The following is a 25,954-nucleotide window of genomic DNA, read 5'->3' as shown; positions in this document are numbered from 1 at the left end:
CTGGCGCTTGCCAGACGGAGGGGGCGGTAAGGGAAACCGCCGTTCCGTGTCCTCCCCCTCCGTCGCCTTTGGCGCCAACTCCCCCTGGCGGGGGAGGATCACAGGTCTGTCAGGCGGCCGGAAGGCTTGCCTGGATGCGCGTGATCGTGGCGCCTTGGCGATCGTTTTCCGCCTGTGCCTTGTCGCGGATCGCGGCCAAGGCCGGATAGTCCGCTTGCAGCTTGGCGGCGCGGTCGGTGGCGCGTTGTTCTATGTCGGTCACCAGTGCGGAGGATTGCGCGCGCCAGTCGTCGAGTCCGGCAAGGGCGGTCTGCGCGGCTAGCCACGCGTCGCTGCCGACGGCGCCGCCGCGTGCGGTCCGGGCGAGGGCTTCGGTTTTGGCTGCGTCACGCGTGAAGCCGGTGGCGATCGCATCGAGCTTGCCCGAAATCGTCCGGATATCGGCATCGAGCGCCGGATCGGGCGCGGCCACCGCCGTCTTCACCTCGGGCTCGGCGAATCCGAGCTTCTCGACTGGGCGCAGGCCGAGCGACGGATAGGCGGTGGTATCCTTGCTGCACGCGGACGCCGCGAGCAGGGCGAAGAGCGACAGCGAGCGGAGCGGAGCGGCGAGTTTCATGCCCGCCGCTCTATGCGTCCGCGCCGCGCGACACAACTTTATCGCGGCAAACCCTTGCGCCCCCGAAAATGCCTGCTATCAGCGCCCCTCCAGTGCACCCATAGCTCAGCTGGATAGAGCATCAGACTACGAATCTGAGGGTCGGGCGTTCGAATCGCTCTGGGTGCACCAGGATTTTCCGCTTCACGGCGGGCTTGTCGAACCGGTCACGGGACGGCGATGCACCCATAGCTCAGCTGGATAGAGCATCAGACTACGAATCTGAGGGTCGGGCGTTCGAATCGCTCTGGGTGCACCATTTTTCCTAGCATCGGGCGTCGAGCCAGTGGGCGATGCGATCGAGCAGCCGGTCGGTCGCGTCCAGTCTTTCGCCCATTTGCAGGAAGGCGTGGATCATGCCGTCGAACCGGTCGTGGTCGACCGTGACGCCTGCGTCGCGCAGGCGCTGGCCATAGGCTTCGCCCTCGTCGCGTAGCGGGTCGTTCTCGCAGGTTAAGAGCAGCGTCTGGGGCAGGGCAGTGAGGTCGTCTGCCAGGATGGGTGACGCGTGGGGGTTGGTGCGGTCTGCATCGGAGCCCAGGTACAGGTCGATCTGGCGCTCCAAGGACTTCGCATCGATGATGTTGCCGTCTTCGCTTTTCCGCGACGGGTAGGCGGTATCGCGGCGTAGGTCGGTGTTCGGGTAGAGCAGGATCTGGCCGTGTAGCGCTGGTCCGCCTTCGGATGCTGCGCGGGAGGCGAGGGCGGTCGCGAGCGTACCACCTATACTGTCTCCGGAGACGACGACGCGCGACGGGTCGATGTCCAGCGCATCGGCTTGCGCGACGATGCCTTGCAACGCGGTCCAGCTATCGTCGAGTTGCGCGGGGAAGCGGTGTTCGGGCGCGAGGCGATAGGCGGGGGCGGCGACCAGCCAGCCGGTCCGGTTCGCCAGCGCGCGCAACGCCGGGTCGTGGCCGACGATCGACCCGGCGATCGCCCCGCCGCCGTGGATGTGCAGCAGGAGCGGCAATGGGCCGGGTTTCGGGCGATAGAGCCGGACGGTCAGCGAGCCGGACTCGGACGGCAGCATGAGGTGCGTGATCGCGTGAACCGGTTCCGGATCGCCAGAGAAGGTCTTCAGCAGCGCCGTCTGGTAGCGGAAGTCGGCGAGCCACCGCGCATCGTTGGCGTGCGGATCGGCATCCGGGGCGAGTGTCTTGATCGTGTCGAGTATCGTTCGAGCCTGTGGATCCACCGGCGCATCTCCTTCGCGGGTCGGACGTTTGGTGGCTGTAACGGGTTCCCTGCGTGGGCGGCTGCGACTTTGGACAAGGCCGGGCGTTCAGCGCACTAAGGATTTGAAGGAGATGGCTATGAAGCGGACGGGCAAGCGATTGATCGGCGGGGCGCTGCTGGCGGCGGTATCGGGGATCGGGCTGTCGCTCTATTCGAGCCGCGTCGCGCGGCGCGCCGAGGACCTGGTGCCGGCGGAAGGACGCTTTCTCGACGTGGCGGGCGCTCGGCTGCACTACATCGACGTCGGCAGCGGGCCGGCGATCGTCATGGTCCACGGGCTCGCCGGGCAGTTGCGCAATTTCAGCTATGCGCTCGTCGACCTGCTGAGGGACGAGTATCGCGTGATCGTCGTCGATCGGCCGGGGTCGGGCTATTCGACCGCGACGGGGGCTATGCCGGGGATCATCGGGCAGGGTGCGATCATCGCCGACTTCATTCAGAAGCTCGGGCTCGATCGGCCGTTGCTGGTCGGGCATTCGCTGGGCGGTGCGCTGAGCCTCGCGGTCGGGCTCGACCATCCGCATCTGGTTCGCGCGCTCGCGCTGATCGCGCCGCTGACGCAGCCGTTGGAGCAGGTGCCGGAGAGTTTCCGCGGATTGGCGCGGATCCCGTCGGGTGCGCGTCTGGCGTTCGCGCAGGTGCTGGGGACGCCGCTCAGCCGGTTGACCGCGAAGAAGACGCTGGAAGGCGTGTTTGCGCCCGAGGCTGTGCCGGAGGATTTCATAACGCGGGGCGGTGGTGCGCTGTCGGCACGGCCGATCGCGATCGCGGCGGCGGCGGCTGATCTGGCTGGGGCGAACGACGATGTGACGGCGATGGTCGCGCGGTATGCGGAGATCGGTTTGCCGGTGCGGATATTGTTCGGGCGGCAGGATGCGATTCTTGACCCGGCGTGGAATGGGCACCGGACTGCGGCGATTATTCCGGGGGCTAAGATCGACACGATCGAGGGCGGGCATATGATCCCGATCACTGCGCCTGAGGCTTGTGCGCGGTTCGTGCGGGCTGCGTTTGCGGCTGGGTGAGGGATGCCGCGTCCCGTAGACTTTCCACCCCGGCGAAGGCCGGGGCCCAATTGGGGAAGCTAGCTAACGAAGCGCATCCCTCCGTTACGCCGAGCTTTCCAACTGGGCCCCGGCCTTCGCCGGGGTGGTGCCTTGGTGGAGGACGGCGCGCGCAACTGATGGTTCGGCGGTGGAGCAAAATACTACCGCCGCGGCTGATACCGCACCGATAATTCACAGCGCTACGCCATAATCGAGCGGCAACTCCCGCTCCTTGTTCTCCCGCGAAGGCGGGAGTCCAGTCTGGGCTCCCGCCTTCGCGGGAGAACAAGCTTTCGGTAAGGTTCAGCCCGCGACGGGGAGCTTCACCTTGCCGGCTTCGTCGCGTTCCAGGGGGCCGTAGGACAGCACGACTTCCAGCAGCAACGGGCCGCCATAGATGTGCGGGAACAGCTGCCCCCCACGCGACTCTTCCCACTTCACGTCGTCGCCGAGCGCTTCGAGATCGATCGCCGCGACGTGCAGGTCCGACTGACCGGCGAAGTGCTTGTCGACCGTCTCCGTCAGCTGCTCGGCGGTCGAAAGGTGGATATAGCCGTCGGCCACATCCACCGGCGCACCCACAAAGCTCCCGCTTTCCAGAGTCGCCAGCTGCTCCCCCGTCAGCACCTTGTACGCGATCGGATCGCGGCTCATTCGCCGTCCTCCGGGCCCGCTGCGTCGTCCTCGCCGATCGTCGCGCCCGTATCCGGAGCGAGCTCCGGCACGGCGTCCGCCAGGTTGATCTCGGCGTCTTCCTCGGTTTCCTCGATCCGTGCGGCGGAGACGACATGTTCGCCCTTCGCCACGTCGAACAGCTTCACGCCCGCCGAGTTGCGGCTGATGACGCGGAGCGACGCGAGTGTCGTGCGGATCAGTTTCGCCTGATTGGTCACCAGCATCAGCTGATGGCCCTTCGCCGCGGCGAAGCTCGCCACGACGGGGCCGTTGCGCGCGATGTTGTCGATGTTGGTGATGCCCTGACCGCCGCGACCGGTGCGGCGATAGTCATAGGCGCTCGACAGCTTGCCGTAGCCGTTCTCGCAGACCGTCAGGATGAATTGCTCGCGGTCCTTGAGGTCGTTGTAACGGTCCGACCCCATGCCGTGATCGCCCTCGCGCTCGCCCTTCCACGGTGCGAACTTGAGGTAAGTCTCGCGCTCCTCGGGCGTCGCGCCGACACGGTGCAGGACCGACAACGAGATGACCTCGTCGTCGCCCTTGAGCGTCACGCCACGCACGCCGGTCGACGTCCGGCTCTGGAACTCGCGAACGTCGTCGCCGGCAAAGCGGATCGCCTTGCCGAGCTTGGTCGCGAGCAGCACGTCGTCATGCTCGCTGAGCAGCGCGACGCCGATCAGCTTGTCCTCCGAACCCTCTTCGAAGCGCATCGCGATCTTGCCGTTCGACGGCACGTTGGTGAACGCGTCCATCGCGTTGCGGCGGACGAGACCGCGCTGCGTCGCGAACATCACGTGCAGGCGGCTCCACTCGCTGAGATCCTCCGGCAGCGGGAGGACGGTCGAGATCGTCTCGCCCGGCGCCAGCGGCAGCAGGTTGATCATCGGCCGACCACGCGTGGCGGGGCCACCCTCGGGCAGGCGCCAGACCTTGTAGCGATACACCTTGCCGAGGTTCGAGAAGAACAGCACCGGGGTGTGCGTCGAGGTGACGAACAGCTCGGTGACGACGTCCTCGTCCTTCGTCGACATGCCCGCGCGACCCTTGCCGCCACGCGCCTGCGCGCGGAACGTGTCGAGGCTGGTGCGCTTGATATAGCCCTGCATGGTCACGGTGACGACCATGTCCTCGCGCTCGATCAGGTCCTCGTCGTCGATGCCGTTGGCGGCGGCGGCGATCTCGGAGCGGCGCGGCGTGGCGAATTCGTCGCGGATCGCGATCAGCTCGCCGCGCATCACTTCGTACAGCTTCGCGCGGTCGCCGAGGATGTGGAGCAGCTCGCCGATCGTCGCGGCCAGCGCCTTCAGCTCGTCGCCGATCTCGTCGCGGCCGAGCAGCGTGAGGCGGTGCAGGCGAAGATCGAGGATCGCGCGGACCTGCGGCTCGGACAGCTTGTAGATGCCGTCGGCCTGCTTGTCCTCGACTGCTTCGACCAGTGCGATGTACGGCGCGATCTCCTCGACCGGCCATTCGCGTGCGAGCAGCTTGCCGCGCGCTTCGGCCGGGCTCGACGAGCCGCGGATGATCTTGACGACTTCGTCGAGGTTGGTGACCGCGATGACGAGGCCGAGCAACAGATGCGCGCGCTCGCGTGCCTTGGCGAGTTCGAACTTCGAGCGGCGGGTGATGACCTGCTCGCGGAAGGTGATGAACGCGCCGATGATATCGCGAAGGTTGAGCAGTTCCGGGCGGCCGCCGCGGATCGCCAGCATGTTGGCAGGGAAGCTCGACTGCGCCGGGGTGTGCCGCCAGAGCTGGTTAAGCACCACGTCGACGGTCGCGTCGCGCTTCAGGTCGATGACGATGCGGACGCCCATGCGGCTCGATTCGTCGCGGATGTCGCTGACGCCTTCGATCCGCTTGTCCTTGGCGGCTTCGGCGATCTTCTCGACCAGGCCGTTCTTGCCGGTCTGGAACGGGATCTCGGTAAGGACGATCGAGCGACGGTCGCCCTTGCCCTCCTCGACGATGTGCCGCGAGCGGACGATGATCGAGCCGCGGCCGGTCTCGTAGGCGGACTTGGCGCCCGCACGGCCGAGGATGATCGCGCCGGTCGGGAAGTCGGGACCGGGGACGATCTCGAACAGTTCCTCGGTCGTGATCGCGCCATTGTCCATGTAGGCGAGGCACGCGGCGATGACTTCGCCAAGATTGTGCGGCGGGATGTTGGTCGCCATGCCGACCGCGATGCCGCCCGCGCCGTTGACCAGCAGATTCGGGAAGCGTGCCGGCAACACCGAAGGCTCGCGCTCCGAGCCGTCATAGTTGGGCGTGAAGTCGACCGTGTCCTTGTCGAGATCGCCGAGCAGCGCGTTCGCGACCTTGCCGAGACGCGCCTCGGTGTAGCGCATCGCCGCGGGCGGATCGGGATCCATCGAGCCGAAGTTGCCCTGGCCGTCGATCAGCGGCACGCGCATCGACCAGTCCTGGGTCATGCGGGCCAACGCGTCGTAGATCGAGCTGTCGCCGTGCGGATGGTATTTACCCATCACGTCACCGACGATGCGCGCGGACTTGCGGTAGGGCTTGCCGGCGACGAAGCCGCTCTCGTGCGCGCCGTACAGGATGCGGCGGTGGACGGGCTTCAGGCCGTCGCGGACGTCGGGCAGCGCGCGCGCGACGATGACGCTCATCGCATAGTCGAGATAGCTCGACTTCATCTCGTCGACGATCGAGATCGTAGCGATGCCGGCGGGCTCGCCGCCCTGGGGTTCGGCGAGTATGGTCTCGTCGGTCAAATCTGAACGCTTTCGGCTTGTTGCGGTATGATGACATACCTTAGCCGAGGGGGGGGCACCTTACTACCCCCGCGCACGCGTACGCACGCGAGGGAGCAAGGTTTCATCGTTAATTCGGGGTTATTTGCAGGCGGTCTTGGTCTTGTTGCCGGCGAGCGAGCAATTGTACGTGACGGTCTTGCCGTTCGCGAGCTTGGCGGTGACCATGCGGCCCTTGGCGACGGTGGTCGTGCGCTTGGCGACCTTGGTGTTGCCCATCGGCGTGGTCGTCTTGGTCGTGGTGGTGTGCGTCGCGACGGTCTTCGGCTTGGCCGTCATGGTCTGCGCCTGCGTCGCGGCGACGGCTGCGGTGCCGGACAGCAGCGTCGCGGCGGCGAGGATCGCGAGGGGGAGGGACTTGATCATGCGGGTATCCTCTCGTTTCGGCCTTGGTGGACGATGCGGAGAGACTGCGCCGGAGGACCTGAACGGAGTGTGGCAGCGAGGTGAAATCGGCGTCATGGATCGGGTTACGGACGTCGACGATCCTCCCCCGCCAGGGGGAGGTGGCGCCAACGGCGACGGAGGGGGAGGACACGGAATAGAGGTTGCCCTTTCCTCCCCCTCCGACCGGCAAGCGCCAGCCACCTCCCCCTGGCGGGGGAGGATTGCAGGTTTCTAAGGCGTGACCTCGGCACCATCCCAGGCGAACAGCTTACCGCTGTCCGGTGCGCGCAGGCCGTCGATGACGTCGAGCAACTGCACCGCCGCGCGGTCCGGCTTGAACAGGTTGCCGGGGGTGACGTTACCCTGGAACGGCTTCGACAGGCCGGTGTCGACCGTGCCCGGATGCAGGCCGACGACGATCCCGCTCGAATTGCGGCGCTTGTCCTCGATCGAGATCGTCTTCACCAACTGGTTGAGCGCCGCCTTCGACGCGCGATAGCCATACCAGCCGCCGAGCTTGTTATCGCCGATGCTCCCCACGCGCGCCGAGAGCACAGCGAACACGATCCGCCCCGCTTTGGGCATCGTCGGCAAAAAGTACTTCGCCACCAGCGCCGGGCCGATCGCGTTGATCGCAAAGTTGCGCGCCATCCACGCCGGATCGAGCTCGCGCATCGCCTTTTCCGGGCCCTTGTCGCCGTCGTGCAGCAAACCGGTCGCCACTACCACCAGCGTCGGGGACCCGACCCGCAAGGCCGCCGCCGCAATGCTAGCCTCGTCTTCCAAATCGAGATGCCGATCGCCGCTATCCGATCGCGCGAACCCGTAGACCTTGTCGAAAGCCCCTTCCTCGATCAGCGCTTCCTCAAGCGCCTTGCCGATCCCACCCGACACACCGATGACGACCGCGCTGCTCACTTGCGCAAGAACCGGAACTGCGCGTCGCTGCTGCCCGCCGCGTCATACGCGTAGCCGTCGCTGTCGAACCCCTTGATCCCCTCGATGTCGTCGACGCGGTGTTCGACCAGCCACCGGGCGACCATGCCGCGAGCCTTCTTCGCGTGGAAGCTGACGAACTTCTGCGCCTCGCCCTCGCGGAAATCGATCGCGACGACGCGGATCGACTTGGGCAGTTTCCCATCCGCCGCCGCCCAATATTCCTGGCTCGCGAGGTTGAGGATCGTCCCCGACCCCTCCGCCTCGACGTCGTCGGCGAGCAGCTTGGCGATCCTGTCCCCCCACCAGTCGGTCAGCTTCGTCTTCCGCGGCGCCCAGCGTGTACCCATCTCCAGCCGGTAGGGCCGCATCAGGTCGAGCGGTCGCAACAGGCCGTACAGTCCCGACAGCATCCGCACGTGATCCTGCGCGTAATCCACCGCCGCCTCGTCGAGCGTCTTGGCCTCGAGCCCGGTATAGACGTCGCCGGCGAACGCGAACATCGCCGGCCGCTCGGGCAGCGTGTCGAAATCGCGGAACCGTTCCGCGTTCAGCTTCGCCAGCGCGGGCGAGATATGCATCAGTTCCGACAGCTTCTTCTGCGTCAGGTGCGCGGCGGCATGCGCCAGCGTCTTCGCCTCGTCGGCAAAGCGCGGTGCGGTAGGCTCGAGCTTGGGCAGCGCGCTCTCGTAATCGAGCGTTTTGGCGGGCGATAGGACAGCGATCATGCGCGCGATCTAGCGACGGCCGACGGCGCGTTCAATCGACGTTCACCCGCAATCTTACATCCGCGGGATCCAAGCCGCTCGCTTGAACGTATGCATGGCGGATCATATAGCGTCGTCGCGCGCCACTTACGTTATCGGGCCGACGCAGAGGGAGAGTTTCCGCATGAAGACCATTTCCAAGCTTGCACTGATTGCGGCGTTTGCCACCGGCACGAGCGGCCTCGCGCTGTCGGCGCCTGCGTTCGCTAAAGACAAAAAGGCCGAAGAGGCGCCGGCAATGAAGCTGAGCCCCGAAGTCCAGAAGCCCGGCATTGCTGCGCAGACCGCGCTGGCCGCCAAGGACTATGCCGGCGCACAGACCGCGATCGACCAGATCGATGCCGCCGCCAAGACCGACTACGAGAAATATATCGGTGCCGCGCTCCGCTATCAGCTTGAGAGTGATAAGCTGGTTGCCGCGCAGACCGCCAACCCGAACGCACCGATGAACGAGACGACGCTGGCAAAGCCGCTCGACGCGCTGATCGCCAACCCGGCGACGCCGGCCGCCGACCGCGGTCGCTACGCCTATCGCCGCGGTGCGCTCGCGTTCAATGGCAAGCAGTACCCGATCGCGCTCCAGTATTTCGCCAAGGCGAAGGAGCTTGGCTACACCGATCCGAACCTGCCGTTGCAGATCATCAAGGCGAAGATGGACAGCGGCGATGTCGCCGGCGCGACCGCCGACCTGGACTCGAGCATCACGCAGATGACGGCGTCGGGCCAGAAGGCGCCGGAGGAATATTACCGGTACGCGATCGCCAAGTCCTACGCCGCCAAGCGCAACGCCGACACGATGGCGTGGCTGAAGAAGTGGATCGCGGCATATCCGTCGGCAAAGAACTGGCGTGACGTGCTGATCCTGTCGGGCATCCAGGCAAACGCGCTGATCCCGCTCGACGAGGCACAGAAGGTCGACGTGTTCCGCCTGATGCGTGCGACCAATTCGCTCGCCGATCAGACCGACTATCTCCAGTATGCCGACAGCGTGAACCGTCGCGGCCTGCCGAGCGAAGCGCAGGCAGTGATCAAGGAAGGCCTCGCTGCGGGCAAGATCCCGGCGTCGAACACGATGGCCAAGGGCCTGCTGGCGGACGCGAGCAAGAACATCGCCAACGATGGTCCCTTGTCGGGTCTTGAGAAGCGGGCTGCGGCGGCGCCCAACGGCAAGCTCGCCGCGGGTACGGCCGATGCCTATCTTGGCCAAAACAACTACGCCAAGTCGATCGAGCTGTATCGTCTGGCGCTGACCAAGGGCGGTGTCGATGCCGACGACGTGAATCTGCACCTCGGGATCGCGCTCGCGCGGTCGGGTGACAAGGCGGGTGCTGCGACGGCGTTCTCCGCGGTCAAGGCTTCGCCCAAGGCCGACGTTGCCGGTCTGTGGACGACTTGGCTCGGCGCACCGGCGGCGTAAGCCACGGCGTCTTGAATTGGGAAGCGGGGCGGCAGCAATGCCGCCCCGTTTTTGTTTGGGGTATCGTTAGCCAAGCGCGGCGTCCGAACGCCTCTCTCTAGAAGGGAGGGGCGAAAGTTATCCAACCCCTCAATCCTCCCCCGTAAGGGGGATGTGGCTAGTGCTTGCCAGACGGAGGGGGAGGTAAGGGAGAACCGCTGTTTCGTATCCTCCGTCGCCTTCGCCGCCCCCCCCTTGCGGGGGAGGATCGAGGAGAAGATTAGTCGACCACCACCGGGATGCCCGACAGCGCCTTCGCGGTCCGGATCGTCAGCGACGTCTTCACGCTGGCCACGTTCGGCGCCGGCGTCAGGTGGGTCGTTAAGATTTCCTGGAAACTCTTGAGGTCAGCGGCGACGATCTTCAGGATGAAGTCGATCTCGCCGTTGAGCATGTGGCATTCGCGGATTTCGGGAATGTCGGCGATGTGATGCTCGAACGCGGCAAGGTCGTGCTCGGCCTGGCTGCGCAGCGACACCATCGCGAAGACGGTGATCGGGAAGCCCAGGCGGCTGGCATCGAGATCGGCGTGATAGCCACGAATGGCACCCGCTTCCTCGAGCGCACGGACGCGGCGGAGGCAGGGCGGTGCGGTAAGGCCCACCTGGTCGGCCAGGTCGACATTGGTCATCCGACCGTCGGCCTGCAGCAGCGACAGGATCTGACGATCGATCCGGTCAAAACTCATTACACGCAACTCCTGATGGGCATCGCAAACCAAGCGATTCATTCCTCATAGCGATAAGATTGTTGCGGCGAAACGCAATTGTCCCACAATGCGACGAAGGCCATTGCCTACCGAAATGGGTTGTTCCTTCGCATCGCCGCGCGCGTTAAGGAATCGGTACGGAGAGCGTGCTAAGCCCGCTGAAGCCGGGGAACGATGTGCGGTTCGACGATAGCCTGAAGACGATCCTTGCCGCCGACATGGCCACCGATTTCGGTGCGCAATCGGCATGGCGGCAGTTGGTCGACCTGATGGGACGCGGTCGTGCGGTGGTCGACGAGCCGGCGATCGCGCGGTTGCGGCTGTTGCGGCAGGCGGTACCAGTCGAGGTACGGGCTGCGAGTGCGCGGGCGCTGGCGTTTGCCAAGCCCGATGCGCGGCTCGTCGGGTTCTTCGCGGAGGACGTTCTGGCGATCGCCGCGCCGGTGTTGCGGACTGCCACGCTGGAGCCGGACGACTGGCTCGCGCTTCTCCCGCGACTGACACCGCCGAGCCGATCCGTGCTGCGCCATCGACGTGATCTGCCCGCCGAGGTCCAGCGTGGGTTGCAGAGCTTCGGTCCGACCGACTTCGTGTTGCCGCAACCCGAAGCGCCGGTTGGCGTGGAGGTGGTCGAGGCTGAACCGGTCGCGCCGGAGCCGGTCGCACCCGAACCGGCGCCCACCAAAAAGGCGCCGATCGTCGAAGCATTGATCGCGGAGGTTTCCAAACCGGCTCCCGCCGACATTCCCGAGCTGTCCCTCTACGCCGCGCCGCTCAGCGAAACCCCGTTCATGGCGCTCGGCGCGGTCGCACGCGGGCTGCCGTTCGTCGCCGAGGCGTTTCGCCACGCCAAGCTAGTCGAGACCGAGCCGACTGTCGTCGAGCCGGCTGAACCAGCACCGGCGGACCGGTTCGAGATTTCCGACCTCGTCGCGCGGATCGAGGCGTTCAATCGCGACCGTACCGTCGATGCTGCTACGCTCGCGCCCGCGGCTGCTGAAATCGAGGGTTTCCGCTTCGAGACCGACTCGCAAGGGATCATCCGGATGGTCGACGGCGTCGCGCGCTCGGCACTGGTCGGCGTGTCGCTCGCCTATGCCGCGCAGCAGGGCGAGGCGCATCTCGACGGAGTCGCGGCAGGCGCGTTTCGCCGCCGCTCCCGGTTCGGCGATGCGCGGCTTGAAGTAGGCGGCCTGTCCGACGCGTTCGGATCGTGGCGGCTTTCGGGCGTGCCCGCGTTCGAACATGCGTCGGGTCGCTTCATCGGCTTCCGCGGTACCGCGCGCCGCCCTCGTCGCGACGAGACGGCCGAGCCGGTTCGCGTCTCGTCACCGGTGTCCGACTCGCTCCGCCAGCTCGTTCACGAACTGCGCACGCCGACCAATGCGATCGCTGGGTTCGCGGAGCTGATCGAGACGCAGTTGCTCGGTCCGGTATCGCCGACCTACCGCGACCGTGCGACCACGATCCGCACGCAGGCCGGCGACCTGCTCGCGGCGATCGACGATCTCGATACTGCCGCGCGGATCGAAGGGCGTGCGCTCGACCTGCGCCCCACGACGGTGCCGGTTCGTGCGTTGCTTGACCGGGTCGTGCGGGATCTTCAGCCGCTCGCGACGCTGCGTGGTGCGAGCCTGGGCGTGGCGATGCCGGCAGGCGACTGCGACATTCGCGGCGACGACCGTGCGGTCGAACGGTTGATCGGCCGGTTGCTCGCCGCGCTGGTTTCGGCCGGGCGGAAAGGCGAGCAGCTCGGCGTGGTCGTGCGGCCGGTCGCCGAGACGGTAACGATCGAGTTCGACCGACCCGCCGCGCTCGCCGCACACGCCACCGATGTCCTGCTGAGCATCGATGCCGAACATGAGAGCGACGGCGATGGCGCGCCCTTGCTCGGGACCGGGTTCGCGTTGCGGCTGGCACAGAACCTCGCGGTCGAACTGGGCGGCGTGCTGACGATCGGCGCCGACCGCCTGACCCTTCAGCTTCCGGCCGCGGATATTGTCGATGCGGAGCGGACCGCCGACGAACAGCGGTGACGTATCGCCCCCCGCGCCCGACCGACGCACAACGCGTGGTATGGCCCGAGGCATTCGGCACGCGCTTCACCGTCTTCGTGGACGTCGAAGAGGAATTCGACTGGAACGCCCCGCTGGATCGCCGCAACCGAGCGACGACCGCGATGGCGGCCTTTCTAGAGGCGCATCGCCGGTTTGCCGAACGGGGCGTCGGGCTGTCCTGCATGGTCGACTATCCGATCGCTACCGATCCGGCGGCCGTCGCGATACTCAGGCGTGCCCTTGAAGACGGACGGTCGGAGATCGGCACGCAGCTCCATGCCTGGGTCAATCCGCCGTTCCCGGACAGCGCGCCGCCGGGATCGAGTTACGCTGGCAACCTGCCGCGCGCGTCGGAAGCCGCCAAGCTCGAAACGCTGACCCGGGCCATTACGACCGCATTCGGCCGCAGCCCGCGCGCCTATCGCGCCGGCCGCTACGGTATCGGTCCCAATAGTTTTGCGCTGCTCGCCAGGCTGGGTTACCGAATCGATAGCTCGGTTCGTCCCGGCTACGATTACAGTGCCGAGGGAGGCCCCGACTTCTCGATGGCCGACGCCGGCGCCTATCGCGCAGAGGGGATCGTCGAGTTGCCGCTGACCACGGTCTTCACGGGCGGTGCGCGACGGGGTGGGGCGCATTTGTACCGGGCACTCGGACGCATTCCGAAGGGCAGGGGCCTCTTCGCTCGCGCGCGCCTGTTGTCCCGTATCGCGCTGACGCCCGAGGACATGCCGATCGCCGATGCTCTGGAGGCCGTCGCGGTGGCGGCTGGCGAAGGTCTGCGGTTGCTCAACCTGTCCTTCCACTCGCCGTCTTTGGTCCCGGGTCACACGCCTTACGTTCGCGACGCGGCGGATCTGAAGCGAGTTCATGCATGGTGGACCGCGATGCTCGACGAGTTCGAGCGGCGTGAAATCCGCAACGCCTCGCTTGAAGAAATCATCGCGGCGTTGGGGTAAGGCGTCGATTGTTTCCCCGCGAAGGCGGGGACCCAGACTGTGCTCCCGCCTTCACGGGAGAACAAGAAACGGCCGCGCCGCTGCGGCTTCGACGCGCTTTCGTATCTGGCGGGAACATCAACGTTCGACAAGTTCGACCGCCGTGGCATCTGCAATAGTCACGCTGCGCGCCAACTCCAACAGGCTCCCCTCACTGGAAGGGAGGGGCAGGGGGTGGGTCGGCTTCCGCATGTCCGACCGTTGGGGCTGAAGCTGGCCGACCCACCCCCAATCCCTCCCTTCCAGGGAGGGGAGATCGTTGGGGTTTGGGGTTCGTTGCAGCTTTCACCCTGGCGTCATCACGCTGTACCCCAAAACGAGAAAGGGCGGCCCGTTGCCGGACCGCCCTTCTGATACGCAGATACTGAAAGCGAGATTAGCGCTTCGAGAACTGGAAGCTGCGACGGGCCTTCGCCTTGCCGTACTTCTTGCGCTCGACGACGCGGCTGTCGCGGGTCAGGAAGCCTGCTGCCTTCACCGATGCGCGCAGCACCGGCTCGAAGCGGGTCAGCGCCTGGCTGATGCCGTGCTTGACCGCGCCGGCCTGGCCCGAAAGGCCACCACCCTTGACGGTGCAGACTACGTCGTACTGACCTTCGCGCTCGGTGATCCCGAACACTTGGTTGATGACGAGACGCAGCGTCGGACGTGCGAAATACACTTCCTGGTCACGACCGTTGATCGTGATCTTGCCGGTGCCGGGCTTGACCCAGACGCGGGCGACGGCGTCCTTGCGACGGCCGGTCGCATAGGCGCGGCCCTGCTTGTCGAGGATCTGCTCGCGCAGCGGCATCGGCTCGCGGACGGGCTCGTTCGAGACCGGCGCTGCGATATCGCCTTCGCTGGTCGGCAGAGCCTGCTCGGCGGGGGCAGCCGGCGCGGGCTGGTTGGTCAGGCTCGCGAGATCGGCGAGCGACTGGCGGTTGTCGGACATTATGCGCCCACCTTGTTCTTGCGGTTCATGCTGCCGATGTCGAGCACGGCAGGGTTCTGTGCCTCGTGCGGATGCTCGGTGCCCTTGAAGATACGCAGGTTGCGCATCTGCTCACGACCCAGCGGGCCGCGCGGGATCATGCGCTCGACAGCCTTTTCGAGAACGCGCTCCGGGAAGCGGCCGTCGAGGACCTTGGCGGCAGTGATGCCCTTGATGCCGCCGGCATAACCGGTGTGCTTGTAATAAATCTTCTTCGCGGCCTTGTTGCCGGTGAAGCGGATCTTGTCGGCGTTGATCACGACAACGTTGTCACCGCAATCGACATGCGGGGTGAACGACACCTTGTGCTTGCCGCGCAGGACGTTGGCGATGATCGATGCGGCTCGGCCGACGACGAGACCTTCCGCGTCGACGATATGCCACTGCTTGTCCACCTCTGCCGGCTTCGCCGACTTGGTGGTCTTCATGAGCGCCTTCATGGGCGTTAGACCTTCCAGATTGAATGCAAGCGCACCAAGGGGAGGCCCCGCAGCGCGAATGCCGGCCTAATGCTGAAAGGGGGGCTTCAAGTCAAGCTTTCCGCCGGTTTCCTGACGGGTATTATTATACCCGCTGCTTGTAGCCCCGTTGATTCAGGCGGGGTGCGGTGCCGACTGCGTGGGCGGCGAACATCGCGGCGATCAGGAGGAGTGCGGCGTTACCCTGGTGCGCGACCGCGACGTCGATCTGTACGCCGGTCATCAGCGTCGCGATGCCCAGCATGATCTGTAGCGTGACGAGGCCAACGACGAAGAAGCCTGCACTGCTGCCGGTCTTGGTCGCCTTGATCGCCAGCCAGATGAGCCCGGCGGCGGCGGCAAACGCGAACCAGCGGTGGATGAACTGCACGACGATCGGGTTGTCGACCGCGTTGCTCCAGGCGGGGTTCACCATCGGCACGTCGGCAGGGAACAGCCCGTCGCCCATTAGCGGCCAACTCGCGAAGGCATAGCCGGCGTCGAGTCCGGCGGTGAAGGCGCCGTAGACCAGCTGCACGAACAGCAGCGCGAGCGCGAGGATCGCAACCGGCGCGAGGCGGGCAGGCGCGGCGAGCGGATTTCGGTGCAGCGCCATCAGGTCGAGCGCGGTCCAGACGATCCCGGCGAGGATCGTCAGTGCGGTCAGCAGGTGGACGGCGAGACGGATGTGGCTGACGTCGGTGCGCACCGACAGTCCGGAGGCGACCATCCACCAGCCGATCGCGCCCTGGAACGCGCCAAGCGCCAGCAGAGCCGACAACCGCCAGCCATAGCCGACCGGGATTCGCTTGCGCACCGCGAACCAGATCAGCGGCACCGCAAACACGAGGCCGATCACGCGGCCCCATAGCCGGTGGAGGTATTCCCAGAAGAAGATCGCCTTGAACCCGGACACGGTCATGTCGGCGTTGAAGGCGGCGTATTCGGGGATGCGCTTGTAGGCGGCAAACTCGGCCTGCCACTGCGCGTCGTTGAGCGGCGGGATGATCCCGCTGATCGGCTTCCACTGCGTGATCGACAGCCCCGACTCGGTCAGCCGCGTAATCCCGCCGATGACGACCATCGCGACGATCAGGCCGGCGACCGTGAACAGCCACAGGGCGACGGAACGAGGACGGGCTTTGGTGAGGAAGGCGGCGCTGGGTTGAAGCATGGTGAGGAGATAGTGGTTTGCGAGGTGAGGCGCCATCGGTTCGTGGTGCGGCGTTGCTTCATGTTGCTGGGGGCGATCGAGGGCCGAGACTCCAGTAGCCGCAGCACGCTACCTCCTTGTTCTCCCGCGAAGGCGGGAGCCCAGGCTGGGTCCCCGCCTTCGCGGGGAAACAAGTGAGGAGGGCGCGACGTTGCATGGTCAGGGCCTTGCTGGACGGCGACGAAAAACCACCCCAGCAGCCAACAAAATCTGCAATGTAATGTTGTATCCTTTCAACCACCCATCTATATCCGAAGAACGATGACGCCCTCGGCCACGCATACCCACCGCTTCGCCGGTCTCGATCGCTACGCGATCGGCCTGTCCGGCCTGTGCATGGTGCATTGCCTGGCGACCTCAGTACTCGTTGCGCTGATGTCGACGGCCGGCGGGTTCCTGCTCGACCCGATCTTCCACGAAGTCGGCCTGACGATCGCGATCGGCCTTGGCGCGCTCGCGCTCGGCCGCGGCGTGCTCAATCACGGCTATATGATGCCTGCCGCGATGGGTGCGCTCGGGCTCGGCATCATGGCGGGCGCGATGACGCTGCCGCACGACAGCGGTGGCGGCGAGACGTTGTGGACGATCGTCGGCGTCGGCCTGCTCGCATTCGGCCACGATCTCAACCGTCGCGCGGAAAGCTGAGCGGGTTGCTGGAACCCTTCCGGCATCCTACTTCATCCAGCATGGCGCACGCTCACAACCACACCGAACCGCAGGGCGCCGATCTCACCGTCGCAGCACAGACGACGCTTGAAAAGGCTGGCGAGCAATGGACGACGATGCGCGCCAGCGTATTCGCGGCACTGGCCAGCTTCGAGAAGCCGGCATCTGCGTACGATATCGCCGAAGCCGTCTCGAAAGCCGAAGGTCGCCGGGTCGCGGCGAACAGCGTGTATCGCATCCTCGACCTTTTCGTCGGCGCGAACCTCGCTCGGCGAGTCGAGAGCGCCAATGCCTATGTCGCCAACGCGCACCCGGATTGCCTGCACGACTGCATCTTCCTGGTCTGCGACTCGTGCGGCCAGACCACGCATCTCGATAACGACACGATCACCAAGGGCGTTCGCAACGCGGCTGAGGCGGCGGGCTTCTCCCCGGTTCGCCCGGTGATCGAAGTCCGCGGGCGATGTGCGGACTGCGAAGCGAAGTAGAAGCTTACCCCACACGCTTACCTTCGTGATCGGCCGTCCCTCCCTGGAAGGGAGGGGTAGGGGTGGGTCGGTTCGTTTTGGCCAGTACCACCTGATCCGGAAGCCGACCCACCCCCGGCCCCTCCCTTCCAGGGAGGGGTGGCTGCTGCGCTACTGGCTCGGTTTTACCCCAGATCCTTCCCCATCCGGACCATCGGCACAGGCACGTCCCCCGGGGTCTCGATCCGCTCGATCGGCAGATACCCGCAGGCCCGGTACAGCGGCTCGCCGGCCAGCGTCGCCATCATTTCCGCTCGCGCAAACCCGGCCTCTCGCGCTGCGGCCTCGCAAACCGACAACACCAGCCGCCCGACACCCCGCCGCGTAAAATCCGGATCGGTATACATCGCGCGGATGCGTGCCGCATCGCGCGCCGGATCGAGCAACGCCGCATCGCGCAACGCCGTGCTGTGATCGCCCCCATAGAGCGTCGCGCGCCGACTCCAGCCGCCACATCCGGCCAGCCGACCCTTCGCCTCGACTAGCAGATACGTCCCGTCCGCTATCAACTGCGTATCGAGCCCCATCACCGCGCGGCTCGCCTTGATCTGAGTCGGCGTGAGGAAGTCCCCCTGCAACGCTCCGATCGCGCGGGCCATCAGCGCGGAAATCGCCGGAATATCCGCCTCACGAGCAACACGGTGCGTAAAGTTCATAATTGTGCACTTTCCGAGCGATTCCAGTGCGAATGCTACGTCAAGACACGGTAACAATCGACACGATACGCGCGCTGCATTAAGCCCGTCCGATGGCCGACCTTCCCTCGACACCGCTGCTCGACACCGTTTCGACGCCCGACGACCTCCGCAAGCTGCGCCCGGACCAGCTCCGCCAACTCGCCGACGAACTGCGTACCGAGACGATTTCCGCGGTCGGCACCACCGGCGGGCATCTCGGCTCGGGGCTCGGCGTGGTAGAGCTGACCACCGCGATCCACTATGTCTTCGATACCCCGCGCGACCGCCTCGTATGGGACGTCGGTCACCAATGCTATCCGCACAAGATCCTGACGGGACGCCGCGATCGGATTCGCACGCTGCGGCAGGGCGGGGGGCTTAGCGGGTTCACCAAGCGTAGCGAGAGCGAATACGACCCGTTCGGCGCGGCGCATTCGTCGACGTCGATCTCGGCAGCGCTGGGCTTTGCGATCGCCAACAAGATTGCAGGCACCCCCGGCAAGGGCATCGCGGTAATTGGCGATGGCGCGATGTCCGCGGGCATGGCGTACGAGGCGATGAACAACGCCGCGCAGGCGGGCAACCGGCTGGTCGTGATCCTCAACGACAACGATATGTCGATCGCTCCACCGGTCGGCGGGCTGTCGGCGTATCTTAGCCGGATCGTGTCGAGTCGCGAGTTCCTCGGCTTCCGCGACCTTGCTCGGAAACTCGCCAAGCGGCTGCCACGGCCGATTGCCAGCGGCATGCGCAAGACCGATGAGTTCGCGCGCGGCATGACGATGGGCGGCACGTTGTTCGAGGAGCTCGGCTTCTATTATGTCGGTCCGATCGACGGGCATAACCTCGAACACTTGATCCCGGTGCTCGAGAATGTCCGCGATGCCGAGGAGGGCCCGATCCTCGTCCACGTCGTCACCAAGAAGGGCAAGGGCTACGGCCCCGCCGAGGCCGCCGCGGACAAGTATCACGGCGTCCAGAAGTTCGACGTGATCTCGGGCGTCCAGACCAAGGCGCCCCCAGGCCCGCCGCAATACCAGAACGTGTTCGGCGCGCAGCTCGTCGCCGAGGCCGCCAACGACCCGCGGATCTGCGCGATCACCGCGGCGATGCCTTCGGGCACCGGGCTCGACGCGTTCGCCAAGGCGTATCCCGACCGGTTCTTCGACGTCGGCATTGCCGAACAGCACGGCGTCACCTTCGCCGCCGGCCTCGCCGCGCAGGGCATGCGGCCGTTCTGCGCGATCTACTCGACGTTCCTCCAGCGCGCGTACGACCAGGTCGTGCATGACGTCGCGATCCAGAACCTGCCGGTCCGCTTCGCGATCGACCGCGCGGGGCTCGTTGGTGCGGACGGTGCGACTCATGCCGGCTCGTTCGATGTCACGTACCTCGCGACGCTGCCGAACTTCGTCGTGATGGCGGCGGCGGACGAGGCGGAACTCGTCCACATGACGCATACCGCGGCGCAGTACGACACCGGCCCGATCGCGGTGCGCTATCCGCGCGGCAACGGCACCGGCGTCGCGCTGCCCGAGACTCCGCAACTGCTGGAGATCGGCAAGGGGCGCGTCGTGCGCGAGGGCAAGAAGATCGCGATCCTGTCGCTCGGCACGCGTCTCGAGGAAGCGCTCAAGGCCGCGGAGGTTCTCGAGGCCAAGGGGCTGAGCACGACGGTAGCGGATCTCCGCTTCGCCAAGCCGCTCGACGTCGATCTGATCCGCAAGCTGCTCACGACGCACGAAGTCGCGGTGACGATCGAGGAGAACTCGGTCGGTGGTTTTGGCGCGCACGTGCTGACGATGGCGTCTGACGAGGGGTTGATCGATGGCGGGCTGAAGCTGCGTACGCTGCGTTTGCCCGATGTGTACCAGGACCAGGACAAGCCCGAAGTCCAGTATGCCGAGGCCGGGCTCGACGCGACTGCGCTGGTGGATACCGTGCTCAAGGCGCTCCGCCACAATTCGGGCGGGGTCGCCGAAGCGCGCGCATGACCGGGCCGACCAAGGGTCTTGTGATCATCGTTCTGGCGATGGTCGTGATGGTGTCGTTGAATATTGCGATGTGGCGGCGGATGCGGGGTGGGCTGGCTGCGGCGAAGGCCGAGCAGGCGGCTAATCCGGAACTGTTCGATGAGAACGGTACGCGGATTTCGTGAACCGCCAGCCCCACACGCCACCCCGGCGAAGGCCGGGGCCCAGTTGGTAAGGCCTTAGTAATCGAGGGTAGCGCTCCGTTAGTGACGTCCCCCAACTGGGCCCCGGCCTTCGCCGGGGTGGTGTATTTTGATCAACTTCACCCGCCCAAGTAGTGCGTTTGCGCGGCGTCTGTAGCGCTTACCGCAAGGATCGACCGCGCTTTGCTTGGCGGTAGAGCTTGCCCTCGACCATCACCACTTGCCGCGATGACGCGCTCGAGCAGATCCTGCCCTTCACGCCACCAGCCGATCCCACTCGCGGCATTCAAATGCCCTTGCGGCCCGGCGTCGACGAAGTGGCTGCCCCAGTCTGCCGCCATGCTGTGCGCGCGCTCGGGCGTGACCCAGGGGTCGTCGCTGCTCGCCACCACGATCGACGGGAACGGCAGCGGCGTTCGCGGAGTCGGCGAGAAGCCCTTCAGCTCGGCCTGCGCGCCGCCGCGATCGACGTCCGCCGGCGCCACCAGCAGTGCGCCCGCCACTGGCCAGCCATAAGGCTGCGGGCTGAGTTCGGCCCACCATGCCACCGCGAGGCACCCGAGGCTGTGTGCAGCGAGGATCACCGGTGCCTGTGCCTGCCGGATCGCCTCATCGAGTCGCGTCACCCAGGCGTTGCGGTGCGGCGTGTTCCACATGCCGAGCTCGACGCGGACCGTGTCGGGCCGCGCCTCTTCCCATAACGTCTGCCAGTGTGAAGGACCCGATCCACCAAGGCCGGGCACGGTCAGGATCGTCGGCTGGACGGAATCATACGGTGCGAAAGAACCCACAGCGCTTCTCCTTCTCCAAAACCTCGTTCTTCGAGGTCGGGAGCGTGGCCGAAGGACGCTCTAGGGCACGCCATCCGGTCACGATCCCATGTCTTCAACTTAATCCTACTAATCGAATGGGCAATGACATTGCGGCAAAAGGAAGGCAGCTTGCGGTAGTCGGACCCGGCGGCGATACGCACGCTCATGGCAAAGATACGCGCGGACCAGATGCTGGTCGACAGAGGCCTCGTCGAGTCGCGCACACGGGCGCAGGCGCTGATAATGGCGGGCCTCGTGTTTGCGGGGACGAAGAAGGTCGACAAGCCGGGGCAGACGCTCGCGGACGACGTGCAACTCGACGTGCGCGGTCGTGATCATCCCTGGGTCTCGCGCGGGGGGATCAAGCTGGCGCACGGCCTCGCGCATTTCGGCTGGGACGTGGCCGGCGCGGTCGCGATCGACGTCGGCTCGTCGACCGGCGGCTTTACCGACGTCATGCTGAAGAACGGCGCGGCGAAGGTCTACGCGGTCGATAGTGGCACCAACCAACTTGCCTGGTCGCTCCGGCAGGATGAGCGCGTCATCGTCCACGAGCAAACCAGCGCGCGTATCCTCACGTCCGCGCATATCCCCGAGCCGATCGACCTGATCGTCTGCGACGCGAGCTTTATCGGCTTGGCCAAGGTGCTGGAGCGGCCGATGTCCTTTGCCAAGCCCGACGCGAGGCTGATGGCGCTGGTGAAGCCGCAGTTCGAGGCGGGACGCGGCGAAGTGGGGAAGGGCGGTGTCGTCCGCGATACCGCGATCCACCAGCGCGTCTGCGACGAGGTCGCGGCGTGGTTGACGGGGCAGGGGTGGAGCGTGGTCGGCGTGGTCGAGAGTCCGATCACGGGGCCTGAGGGTAATGTCGAGTTCCTGATTGCTGCTTTGCATGGCGAGAGTTCGACGGTGGAACAGCGGACCTCGGACGTGCCAAACGATCCCGAAACGCCCCCGTCATCCTGACGAAAATCAGGACCCAGAGCCACGCGGGGTGCGTTCGGTATCCTGGGTCCTGACTTTCGTCAGGATGACGGCGTGGGGAGGTAGCGTGCCGGAATGAACCACTAGCGGAACGATTATCCACCAAACTCGGTTTACCGATCGCAAAATGCGCGCCAGGACGAGCGCGCGTAGAGGCGGAAGGATTTGTGTGGGCGGTATCGCTTCGAAGGGCCAGTTGAGGATGTCGTTCCTCCGCTGGGCGGTCGTGACCGTGCCCCTGATCCTTTTGCTAGGCTTCCTGTCCGGCCGATCGGTCAGCGTCGGCAGCGAGAATGCGTGGTACATGGCGCTCGCAAAGCCTGCGCTGAACCCGCCCGGCTGGGTGTTCCCGGTCGTTTGGACCACGCTCTACATCCTGATCGGGCTCGCGCTCGCTATGATCCTCAACGCGCGCGGCGCTCGGTTGCGCGGGCTGGCCGTCGCGCTGTTCGTTGGCCAGTTCCTGCTCAACCTCGCCTGGACACCGATGTTCTTCGGCGCGCACAAGATCGGGCTGTCGGTACTGGTGATCGTCGCGATGCTGGCGCTGTCGATCGCCGCGACCTTTGTATTCGCGCGCATCCGCCCCGCCGCGGCGTGGCTGATGGTGCCGTACATGGTGTGGATCAGCTTTGCCGGCGTGCTCGCGTTCAGCATCGGGCAGTTGAACCCCGAAGCCGAAACCCTTGCACCCGCGCCGCATACGTCCCAAATGCTGTGACGCAGCAGTCACTGTAACAGTCACTGCGACAGTCTTTGGGATTTTGAAGCAATGCAGTCCGAAAACCGCGTGTTCGACGATATCGTCAAGGTCTTGAACGGTGCTGCCGGTACGCTTGCGGGCGTCGGTCGCGAAGCCGGTTCCGGTGCACGGGAACGCGCGCGCGAATGGCTTGGCGGGCTCGACTTCGTCAGTCGCGAAGAGTTCGACGCCGTGAAGGCGATGGCGTCGGCCGCGCGCGACGAGAACGATGCGTTGAAGGCCCGGCTCGATGCGCTCGAAGCCAAGTTTGCCGCACAATCGACGGTAAATGCACCGCTCGGGGCGTCGGTCGACTGACTTTTCCACAGTTTTCCGCAGAATTGGGGCCGATGGGGTTGTCGGGGCGTTTTTGCCTCGGCACCCTTTGTCGTGCGATAAGGACCGCCAGGACCCTATGATGCTTGAACACGCCGACCACGACCACGAAGACGCCGCCCCGATCGACATGCTCGAGAGCTATTACGCTGCGCATGGCTGGGAGCATGAGCGTCACGACGACGAGATCGTCGCGACCGTCAAGGGAAGCTGGGCGACCTACGAACTGCGCGCGCTGTGGCGCGAAGACGATAGCGTCCTGCAATTCCTCGCTTTTCCCGACATCAAGGTGCCCGACGAGCGGCGCCAGGCCGTGTACGAGACGATCGGGCTGGTCAACGAACAGCTCTGGATCGGCCACTTCGAACTCTGGTCGTCGAGCGGCATCTTGCTGTTCCGGCACGCGGCGATGGTCGACGGCGGAGACGACGGCACGATGTCGCTCGACGCGGCGGAACTGCTGGTCGAATCGGCGATCGAGGAGTGCGAGCGCTTCTACCCCGTGTTCCAGTTCGTGCTGTGGGGCGGGAAGAGCCCCAAGGAAGCGATCGCCGCGGCACTAATCGAAACGCACGGCGAGGCATGAGCTTTCCGGCAGGTCCGCTGTGGCTGATTGGTTGCGGCAACATGGGCGGGGCGATGCTGCGGCAGTGGATCGCCGCCGGGCTCGAGCCGGCGACCGTTACGGTGATCACGCGGAGCGGGCAGGGGGCGCCCGAAGGTGTCCGTTCGCTGACCGCGCTTCCCGACGAAGAGTCGCCCGCGACGGTGATGCTCGCGCTGAAGCCGCAGCAGATCGATGCCGCGCAGGCTTTGCTGGCGCCCATGCGAGGCAAGCCGCAGCTGCTCCTATCGATCCTCGCCGGTGTCGACCACGCGGCGCTCTCCCAGCGGTTCGCGGCTGACACGATCGTCCGCGCGATGCCCAACCTTCCGGTGGCGATCGGCAAGGGCGTGACTTCGCTCTACACCGCTGGTGCGTCGGAAGAGGCGATCGCGGCGGCGGAAGCGTTCGCAGCGCCGCTCGGTCATTACGAATGGATCGCCGACGAAGCGCATTTCGATGCCGTGACCGCGCTTGCCGGATCCGGCCCCGGGTTCGTGTTCCGATTCGCCGATGCGCTCGCCAGGGCGGGTGCAGCGCTCGGGCTGCCGACGGACCAGGCGGCGCGTCTCGCTATCGCCACGCTGGAGGGTTCTGCGATCATGGCGGCCGAGGCGGACGTATCGCCCGGCATACTCGCCGACCGCGTCGCCAGCCCCGGCGGATCGACTCGCGAGGGCCTGAACGTCCTCGACCGCGACGATGCCCTGGTAGCACTGCTTACCGCGACGCTTGCCGCCTCCGAACGCCGCAACGCCGAAATGGCGGCTGCGGCGCGTTAGAGGCAGTCTTGATTGTCGTGGGAATTGCTAGCCGCGCGGTGCCGCTGCGGTGAAGGCAGCGGCGATTGCGGCGTGCATCGGCTTGGCGGCGAATGCGGCGTCGTATGGGCAGGGGCGGCGGCGAGCCTTGTCCTTGCGCGGCTCGAAACCCTCGATCCAGCTGTAGCGGTCGGTGATGCCCCACAACAGCACGTCCTTCAGCGCCGGGTAGGCGAACATCAGGTCTAGATAGCCGCGTGTGAAGTCGGCCACGCCTTGGTCGCGTGTGGCGACCTCGGCGGGGAGATTATTGTCGCGGACGTCGAGTTCGGTGATGACGATGGCATAGCCCATCGCGGTGACGGCATCGATGAAACGGCGCCATTCGCCTTCGAGCGCGGCGATCGTGGCGCGGGTGTCGGTGCCTTGCGTGACGAGGTGCGACTGGACGCCGAGTGCGTCGACCGGAACGCCGCGCGCCTTGAACCCTTCCAGCAGCTTGACGACGCCGGCGCGGTGCTGTGCGTTGCCCGGTTCCCAGCTCATATAGTCGTTATAGACGAGTTGCGCGTGCGGTGCTGCGGTGCGCGCCGTGTGGAAGGCAAGGTCGAGCGTCGCCTCGGGGCTGCCGAGGGCGCGGGACAGGGCGGTCGTGTACAGAGTGCCGTCGGCAGGGGTGACCGCCTCGTTGACCACGTCGTAGCTGCGGATACGCGTGCCATAGCGCTGGCATACCGTGGTGATGTGCCGGACGAGCAACTGTTCCGCCGCACGCGCAGGCGTCGCGCCGAAATCGTGGCTCTCTTCCCATTTCGGCATCCATTTCGGCTGGTGCCACAAGAGGTTGTGGCCGCGTACGGGCAGCGCGTTGGCATCGGCCCATGCCATCATCGCGTCGAACCGCGCGAAGTCGAAGGTCGTGGCGCTGGGGCGGAGCGCCTGCCACTTCATCTCGTTCTCGGGAACCAGCAGCCCGCAGTCGCGCTTGAGCAGTCTCGCATAGGCCGGATTGGCGAACGAGCCGCGGTCCGCGCCGGGTTCGCTCCACGCGAAACAGGAGCCGAGGCGCATGCCCTTGGCTGCTGCCAGCGATTGCAGGCTCCCGTCGGCTCCCGTCGGGCGCAGGATCGATCGCGCCTGAGCATTCGCCGCAGCGCCGGCAGCCGCCAGCCCCGCCAGCATGCCCAGTCCGTCCCGCCGTGTAATGTCCACGAAGCATCCTCATTATATTTTTGTGATAGCGCTATCGTTGTTAGATATCGGGACGATGTCAATCGCTTACCGGGCCGCTAAGGCCTGCGCGCCGCCAAGTCGCAG

Annotated in this window: 27 protein-coding genes and 2 tRNA genes; 15 read left to right on the top strand and 14 right to left on the bottom strand. The window is 65.9% G+C overall.

Annotated features, from left to right (window positions below; all coding sequences use genetic code 11):
• Nucleotides 1-109: 109 nt before the first annotated feature.
• Nucleotides 110-619 (bottom strand): hypothetical protein, encoded by a 510-nt coding sequence (locus AC1ME3_RS00215; protein WP_480954355.1) that lies wholly within the window; start codon nucleotides 617-619, stop codon nucleotides 110-112.
• A gap of 94 nt (nucleotides 620-713) precedes the next feature.
• On the opposite strand from AC1ME3_RS00215, the gene AC1ME3_RS00210 reads away from it, so the two are divergent.
• Nucleotides 714-790, top strand: a tRNA-Arg gene (locus tag AC1ME3_RS00210).
• Between the two features lie 50 nt (nucleotides 791-840).
• A tRNA-Arg gene (locus AC1ME3_RS00205) sits at nucleotides 841-917 on the top strand.
• A gap of 6 nt (nucleotides 918-923) precedes the next feature.
• Here AC1ME3_RS00205 and AC1ME3_RS00200 read toward each other — a convergent pair.
• Nucleotides 924-1,856 carry an alpha/beta hydrolase gene (locus AC1ME3_RS00200; RefSeq protein WP_480954354.1) on the bottom strand — a complete coding sequence of 311 codons (933 nt, stop codon included), beginning with the start codon at nucleotides 1,854-1,856 and terminating at the stop codon, nucleotides 924-926.
• A gap of 118 nt (nucleotides 1,857-1,974) precedes the next feature.
• On the opposite strand from AC1ME3_RS00200, the gene AC1ME3_RS00195 reads away from it, so the two are divergent.
• Entirely contained in the window at nucleotides 1,975-2,922 is a 948-nt protein-coding gene (locus AC1ME3_RS00195; protein ID WP_480954353.1) for an alpha/beta fold hydrolase, read from the top strand.
• A 324-nt stretch (nucleotides 2,923-3,246) separates the two neighbouring features.
• On the opposite strand, the gene AC1ME3_RS00190 is transcribed toward AC1ME3_RS00195, so the two are convergent.
• The 5 genes from AC1ME3_RS00190 to yaaA form a co-directional block, all read right to left on the bottom strand.
• A complete protein-coding gene (locus AC1ME3_RS00190; RefSeq protein WP_480954352.1) occupies nucleotides 3,247-3,597 on the bottom strand; it encodes a DUF952 domain-containing protein in 351 nt (116 codons plus the stop codon).
• Nucleotides 3,594-6,359 carry a DNA gyrase subunit A gene (gene gyrA, locus AC1ME3_RS00185; RefSeq protein WP_480954351.1) on the bottom strand — a complete coding sequence of 922 codons (2,766 nt, stop codon included), beginning with the start codon at nucleotides 6,357-6,359 and terminating at the stop codon, nucleotides 3,594-3,596. Before gyrA ends, AC1ME3_RS00190 begins: the two co-directional genes overlap by 4 nt.
• A 120-nt stretch (nucleotides 6,360-6,479) precedes the next feature.
• Nucleotides 6,480-6,764, bottom strand: a complete 285-nt coding sequence (locus AC1ME3_RS00180) for a hypothetical protein (protein WP_480954350.1) — start codon at nucleotides 6,762-6,764, stop codon at nucleotides 6,480-6,482.
• A 252-nt stretch (nucleotides 6,765-7,016) separates the two neighbouring features.
• Nucleotides 7,017-7,703, bottom strand: a complete 687-nt coding sequence (locus AC1ME3_RS00175) for an SDR family NAD(P)-dependent oxidoreductase (RefSeq protein ID WP_480954349.1) — start codon at nucleotides 7,701-7,703, stop codon at nucleotides 7,017-7,019.
• The gene (gene yaaA, locus AC1ME3_RS00170) at nucleotides 7,700-8,449 is read right to left on the bottom strand and encodes a peroxide stress protein YaaA (protein WP_480954348.1); all 750 of its coding nucleotides are present in this window, start codon (nucleotides 8,447-8,449) and stop codon (nucleotides 7,700-7,702) included. Before yaaA ends, AC1ME3_RS00175 begins: the two co-directional genes overlap by 4 nt.
• Nucleotides 8,450-8,612: 163 nt before the next feature.
• On the opposite strand from yaaA, the gene AC1ME3_RS00165 reads away from it, so the two are divergent.
• Complete coding sequence (locus AC1ME3_RS00165) at nucleotides 8,613-9,905, top strand: hypothetical protein (protein WP_480954347.1); 1,293 nt, start codon at nucleotides 8,613-8,615, stop codon at nucleotides 9,903-9,905.
• A gap of 259 nt (nucleotides 9,906-10,164) precedes the next feature.
• Here AC1ME3_RS00165 and AC1ME3_RS00160 read toward each other — a convergent pair whose 3' ends face one another.
• Complete coding sequence (locus AC1ME3_RS00160; protein WP_055880606.1) at nucleotides 10,165-10,632, bottom strand: Lrp/AsnC family transcriptional regulator; 468 nt, start codon at nucleotides 10,630-10,632, stop codon at nucleotides 10,165-10,167.
• Nucleotides 10,633-10,799: 167 nt separating this feature from the next.
• Between AC1ME3_RS00160 and AC1ME3_RS00155 the strand changes: the two genes are divergently transcribed.
• Together AC1ME3_RS00155 and AC1ME3_RS00150 are read left to right on the top strand one after the other, a co-directional pair.
• Complete coding sequence (locus AC1ME3_RS00155; protein WP_480954346.1) at nucleotides 10,800-12,689, top strand: sensor histidine kinase; 1,890 nt, start codon at nucleotides 10,800-10,802, stop codon at nucleotides 12,687-12,689.
• Nucleotides 12,686-13,669 carry a polysaccharide deacetylase family protein gene (locus tag AC1ME3_RS00150; protein ID WP_480954345.1) on the top strand — a complete coding sequence of 328 codons (984 nt, stop codon included), beginning with the start codon at nucleotides 12,686-12,688 and terminating at the stop codon, nucleotides 13,667-13,669. Before AC1ME3_RS00155 ends, AC1ME3_RS00150 begins: the two co-directional genes overlap by 4 nt.
• A gap of 415 nt (nucleotides 13,670-14,084) precedes the next feature.
• Here the strand turns inward: AC1ME3_RS00150 and rpsI are convergent, their stop codons facing one another.
• From rpsI to AC1ME3_RS00135, 3 genes are all read right to left on the bottom strand, one after another.
• Complete coding sequence (rpsI, locus tag AC1ME3_RS00145; RefSeq protein WP_082441435.1) at nucleotides 14,085-14,642, bottom strand: 30S ribosomal protein S9; 558 nt, start codon at nucleotides 14,640-14,642, stop codon at nucleotides 14,085-14,087.
• Nucleotides 14,642-15,121 carry a 50S ribosomal protein L13 gene (gene rplM / locus AC1ME3_RS00140; protein WP_082441436.1) on the bottom strand — a complete coding sequence of 160 codons (480 nt, stop codon included), beginning with the start codon at nucleotides 15,119-15,121 and terminating at the stop codon, nucleotides 14,642-14,644. The genes rpsI and rplM overlap by 1 nt, the downstream gene beginning before the upstream one ends.
• A gap of 124 nt (nucleotides 15,122-15,245) precedes the next feature.
• A complete protein-coding gene (locus AC1ME3_RS00135) occupies nucleotides 15,246-16,313 on the bottom strand; it encodes a COX15/CtaA family protein (RefSeq protein ID WP_480954344.1) in 1,068 nt (355 codons plus the stop codon).
• A gap of 300 nt (nucleotides 16,314-16,613) precedes the next feature.
• On the opposite strand from AC1ME3_RS00135, the gene AC1ME3_RS00130 reads away from it, so the two are divergent.
• Both AC1ME3_RS00130 and AC1ME3_RS00125 read left to right on the top strand, forming a co-directional pair.
• A complete protein-coding gene (locus AC1ME3_RS00130) occupies nucleotides 16,614-16,997 on the top strand; it encodes a MerC domain-containing protein (RefSeq protein ID WP_056047781.1) in 384 nt (127 codons plus the stop codon).
• A 41-nt stretch (nucleotides 16,998-17,038) separates the two neighbouring features.
• Complete coding sequence (locus AC1ME3_RS00125) at nucleotides 17,039-17,506, top strand: Fur family transcriptional regulator (protein ID WP_107961831.1); 468 nt, start codon at nucleotides 17,039-17,041, stop codon at nucleotides 17,504-17,506.
• Between the two features lie 164 nt (nucleotides 17,507-17,670).
• Here the strand turns inward: AC1ME3_RS00125 and AC1ME3_RS00120 are convergent, their stop codons facing one another.
• The gene (locus AC1ME3_RS00120; RefSeq protein WP_480954343.1) at nucleotides 17,671-18,201 is read right to left on the bottom strand and encodes a GNAT family N-acetyltransferase; all 531 of its coding nucleotides are present in this window, start codon (nucleotides 18,199-18,201) and stop codon (nucleotides 17,671-17,673) included.
• Nucleotides 18,202-18,293: 92 nt separating this feature from the next.
• On the opposite strand from AC1ME3_RS00120, the gene dxs reads away from it, so the two are divergent.
• A complete protein-coding gene (gene dxs / locus AC1ME3_RS00115; protein WP_426280605.1) occupies nucleotides 18,294-20,216 on the top strand; it encodes a 1-deoxy-D-xylulose-5-phosphate synthase in 1,923 nt (640 codons plus the stop codon).
• On the top strand, nucleotides 20,213-20,380 hold the full coding sequence (locus AC1ME3_RS00110) for a hypothetical protein (protein ID WP_480954342.1): 168 nt from the start codon (nucleotides 20,213-20,215) through the stop codon (nucleotides 20,378-20,380). Before dxs ends, AC1ME3_RS00110 begins: the two co-directional genes overlap by 4 nt.
• A 137-nt stretch (nucleotides 20,381-20,517) precedes the next feature.
• On the opposite strand, the gene AC1ME3_RS00105 is transcribed toward AC1ME3_RS00110, so the two are convergent.
• Complete coding sequence (locus AC1ME3_RS00105) at nucleotides 20,518-21,189, bottom strand: RBBP9/YdeN family alpha/beta hydrolase (protein WP_056047792.1); 672 nt, start codon at nucleotides 21,187-21,189, stop codon at nucleotides 20,518-20,520.
• Between the two features lie 186 nt (nucleotides 21,190-21,375).
• Here AC1ME3_RS00105 and AC1ME3_RS00100 point away from each other — a divergent pair, with 186 nt between their 5' ends.
• The 5 genes from AC1ME3_RS00100 to proC all read left to right on the top strand — a co-directional run bounded on the left by AC1ME3_RS00100 (nucleotide 21,376) and on the right by proC (nucleotide 24,658).
• Complete coding sequence (locus AC1ME3_RS00100; protein ID WP_480954341.1) at nucleotides 21,376-22,176, top strand: TlyA family RNA methyltransferase; 801 nt, start codon at nucleotides 21,376-21,378, stop codon at nucleotides 22,174-22,176.
• Between the two features lie 220 nt (nucleotides 22,177-22,396).
• Nucleotides 22,397-22,915 carry a TspO/MBR family protein gene (locus tag AC1ME3_RS00095; protein WP_480955869.1) on the top strand — a complete coding sequence of 173 codons (519 nt, stop codon included), beginning with the start codon at nucleotides 22,397-22,399 and terminating at the stop codon, nucleotides 22,913-22,915.
• Nucleotides 22,916-22,966: 51 nt separating this feature from the next.
• On the top strand, nucleotides 22,967-23,254 hold the full coding sequence (locus AC1ME3_RS00090; protein WP_056485995.1) for an accessory factor UbiK family protein: 288 nt from the start codon (nucleotides 22,967-22,969) through the stop codon (nucleotides 23,252-23,254).
• Between the two features lie 97 nt (nucleotides 23,255-23,351).
• Nucleotides 23,352-23,858, top strand: coding sequence for a type III secretion system chaperone family protein (locus AC1ME3_RS00085; protein ID WP_165895101.1), 507 nt, complete (start codon nucleotides 23,352-23,354; stop codon nucleotides 23,856-23,858).
• A complete protein-coding gene (gene proC / locus AC1ME3_RS00080; RefSeq protein ID WP_480954340.1) occupies nucleotides 23,855-24,658 on the top strand; it encodes a pyrroline-5-carboxylate reductase in 804 nt (267 codons plus the stop codon). The genes AC1ME3_RS00085 and proC overlap by 4 nt, the downstream gene beginning before the upstream one ends.
• Nucleotides 24,659-24,685: 27 nt before the next feature.
• Here the strand turns inward: proC and AC1ME3_RS00075 are convergent, their stop codons facing one another.
• Nucleotides 24,686-25,849: an endo-1,4-beta-xylanase gene (locus AC1ME3_RS00075; RefSeq protein ID WP_480954339.1), complete on the bottom strand. Its 1,164-nt coding sequence runs from the start codon at nucleotides 25,847-25,849 to the stop codon at nucleotides 24,686-24,688.
• Nucleotides 25,850-25,954 lie beyond the last annotated feature (105 nt).

This window comes from Sphingomonas sp. BL2, assembly GCF_056680015.1.
Note: the sequence above shows the minus strand (reverse complement) of the source record. Positions and strands in the feature narration are given on the sequence as shown.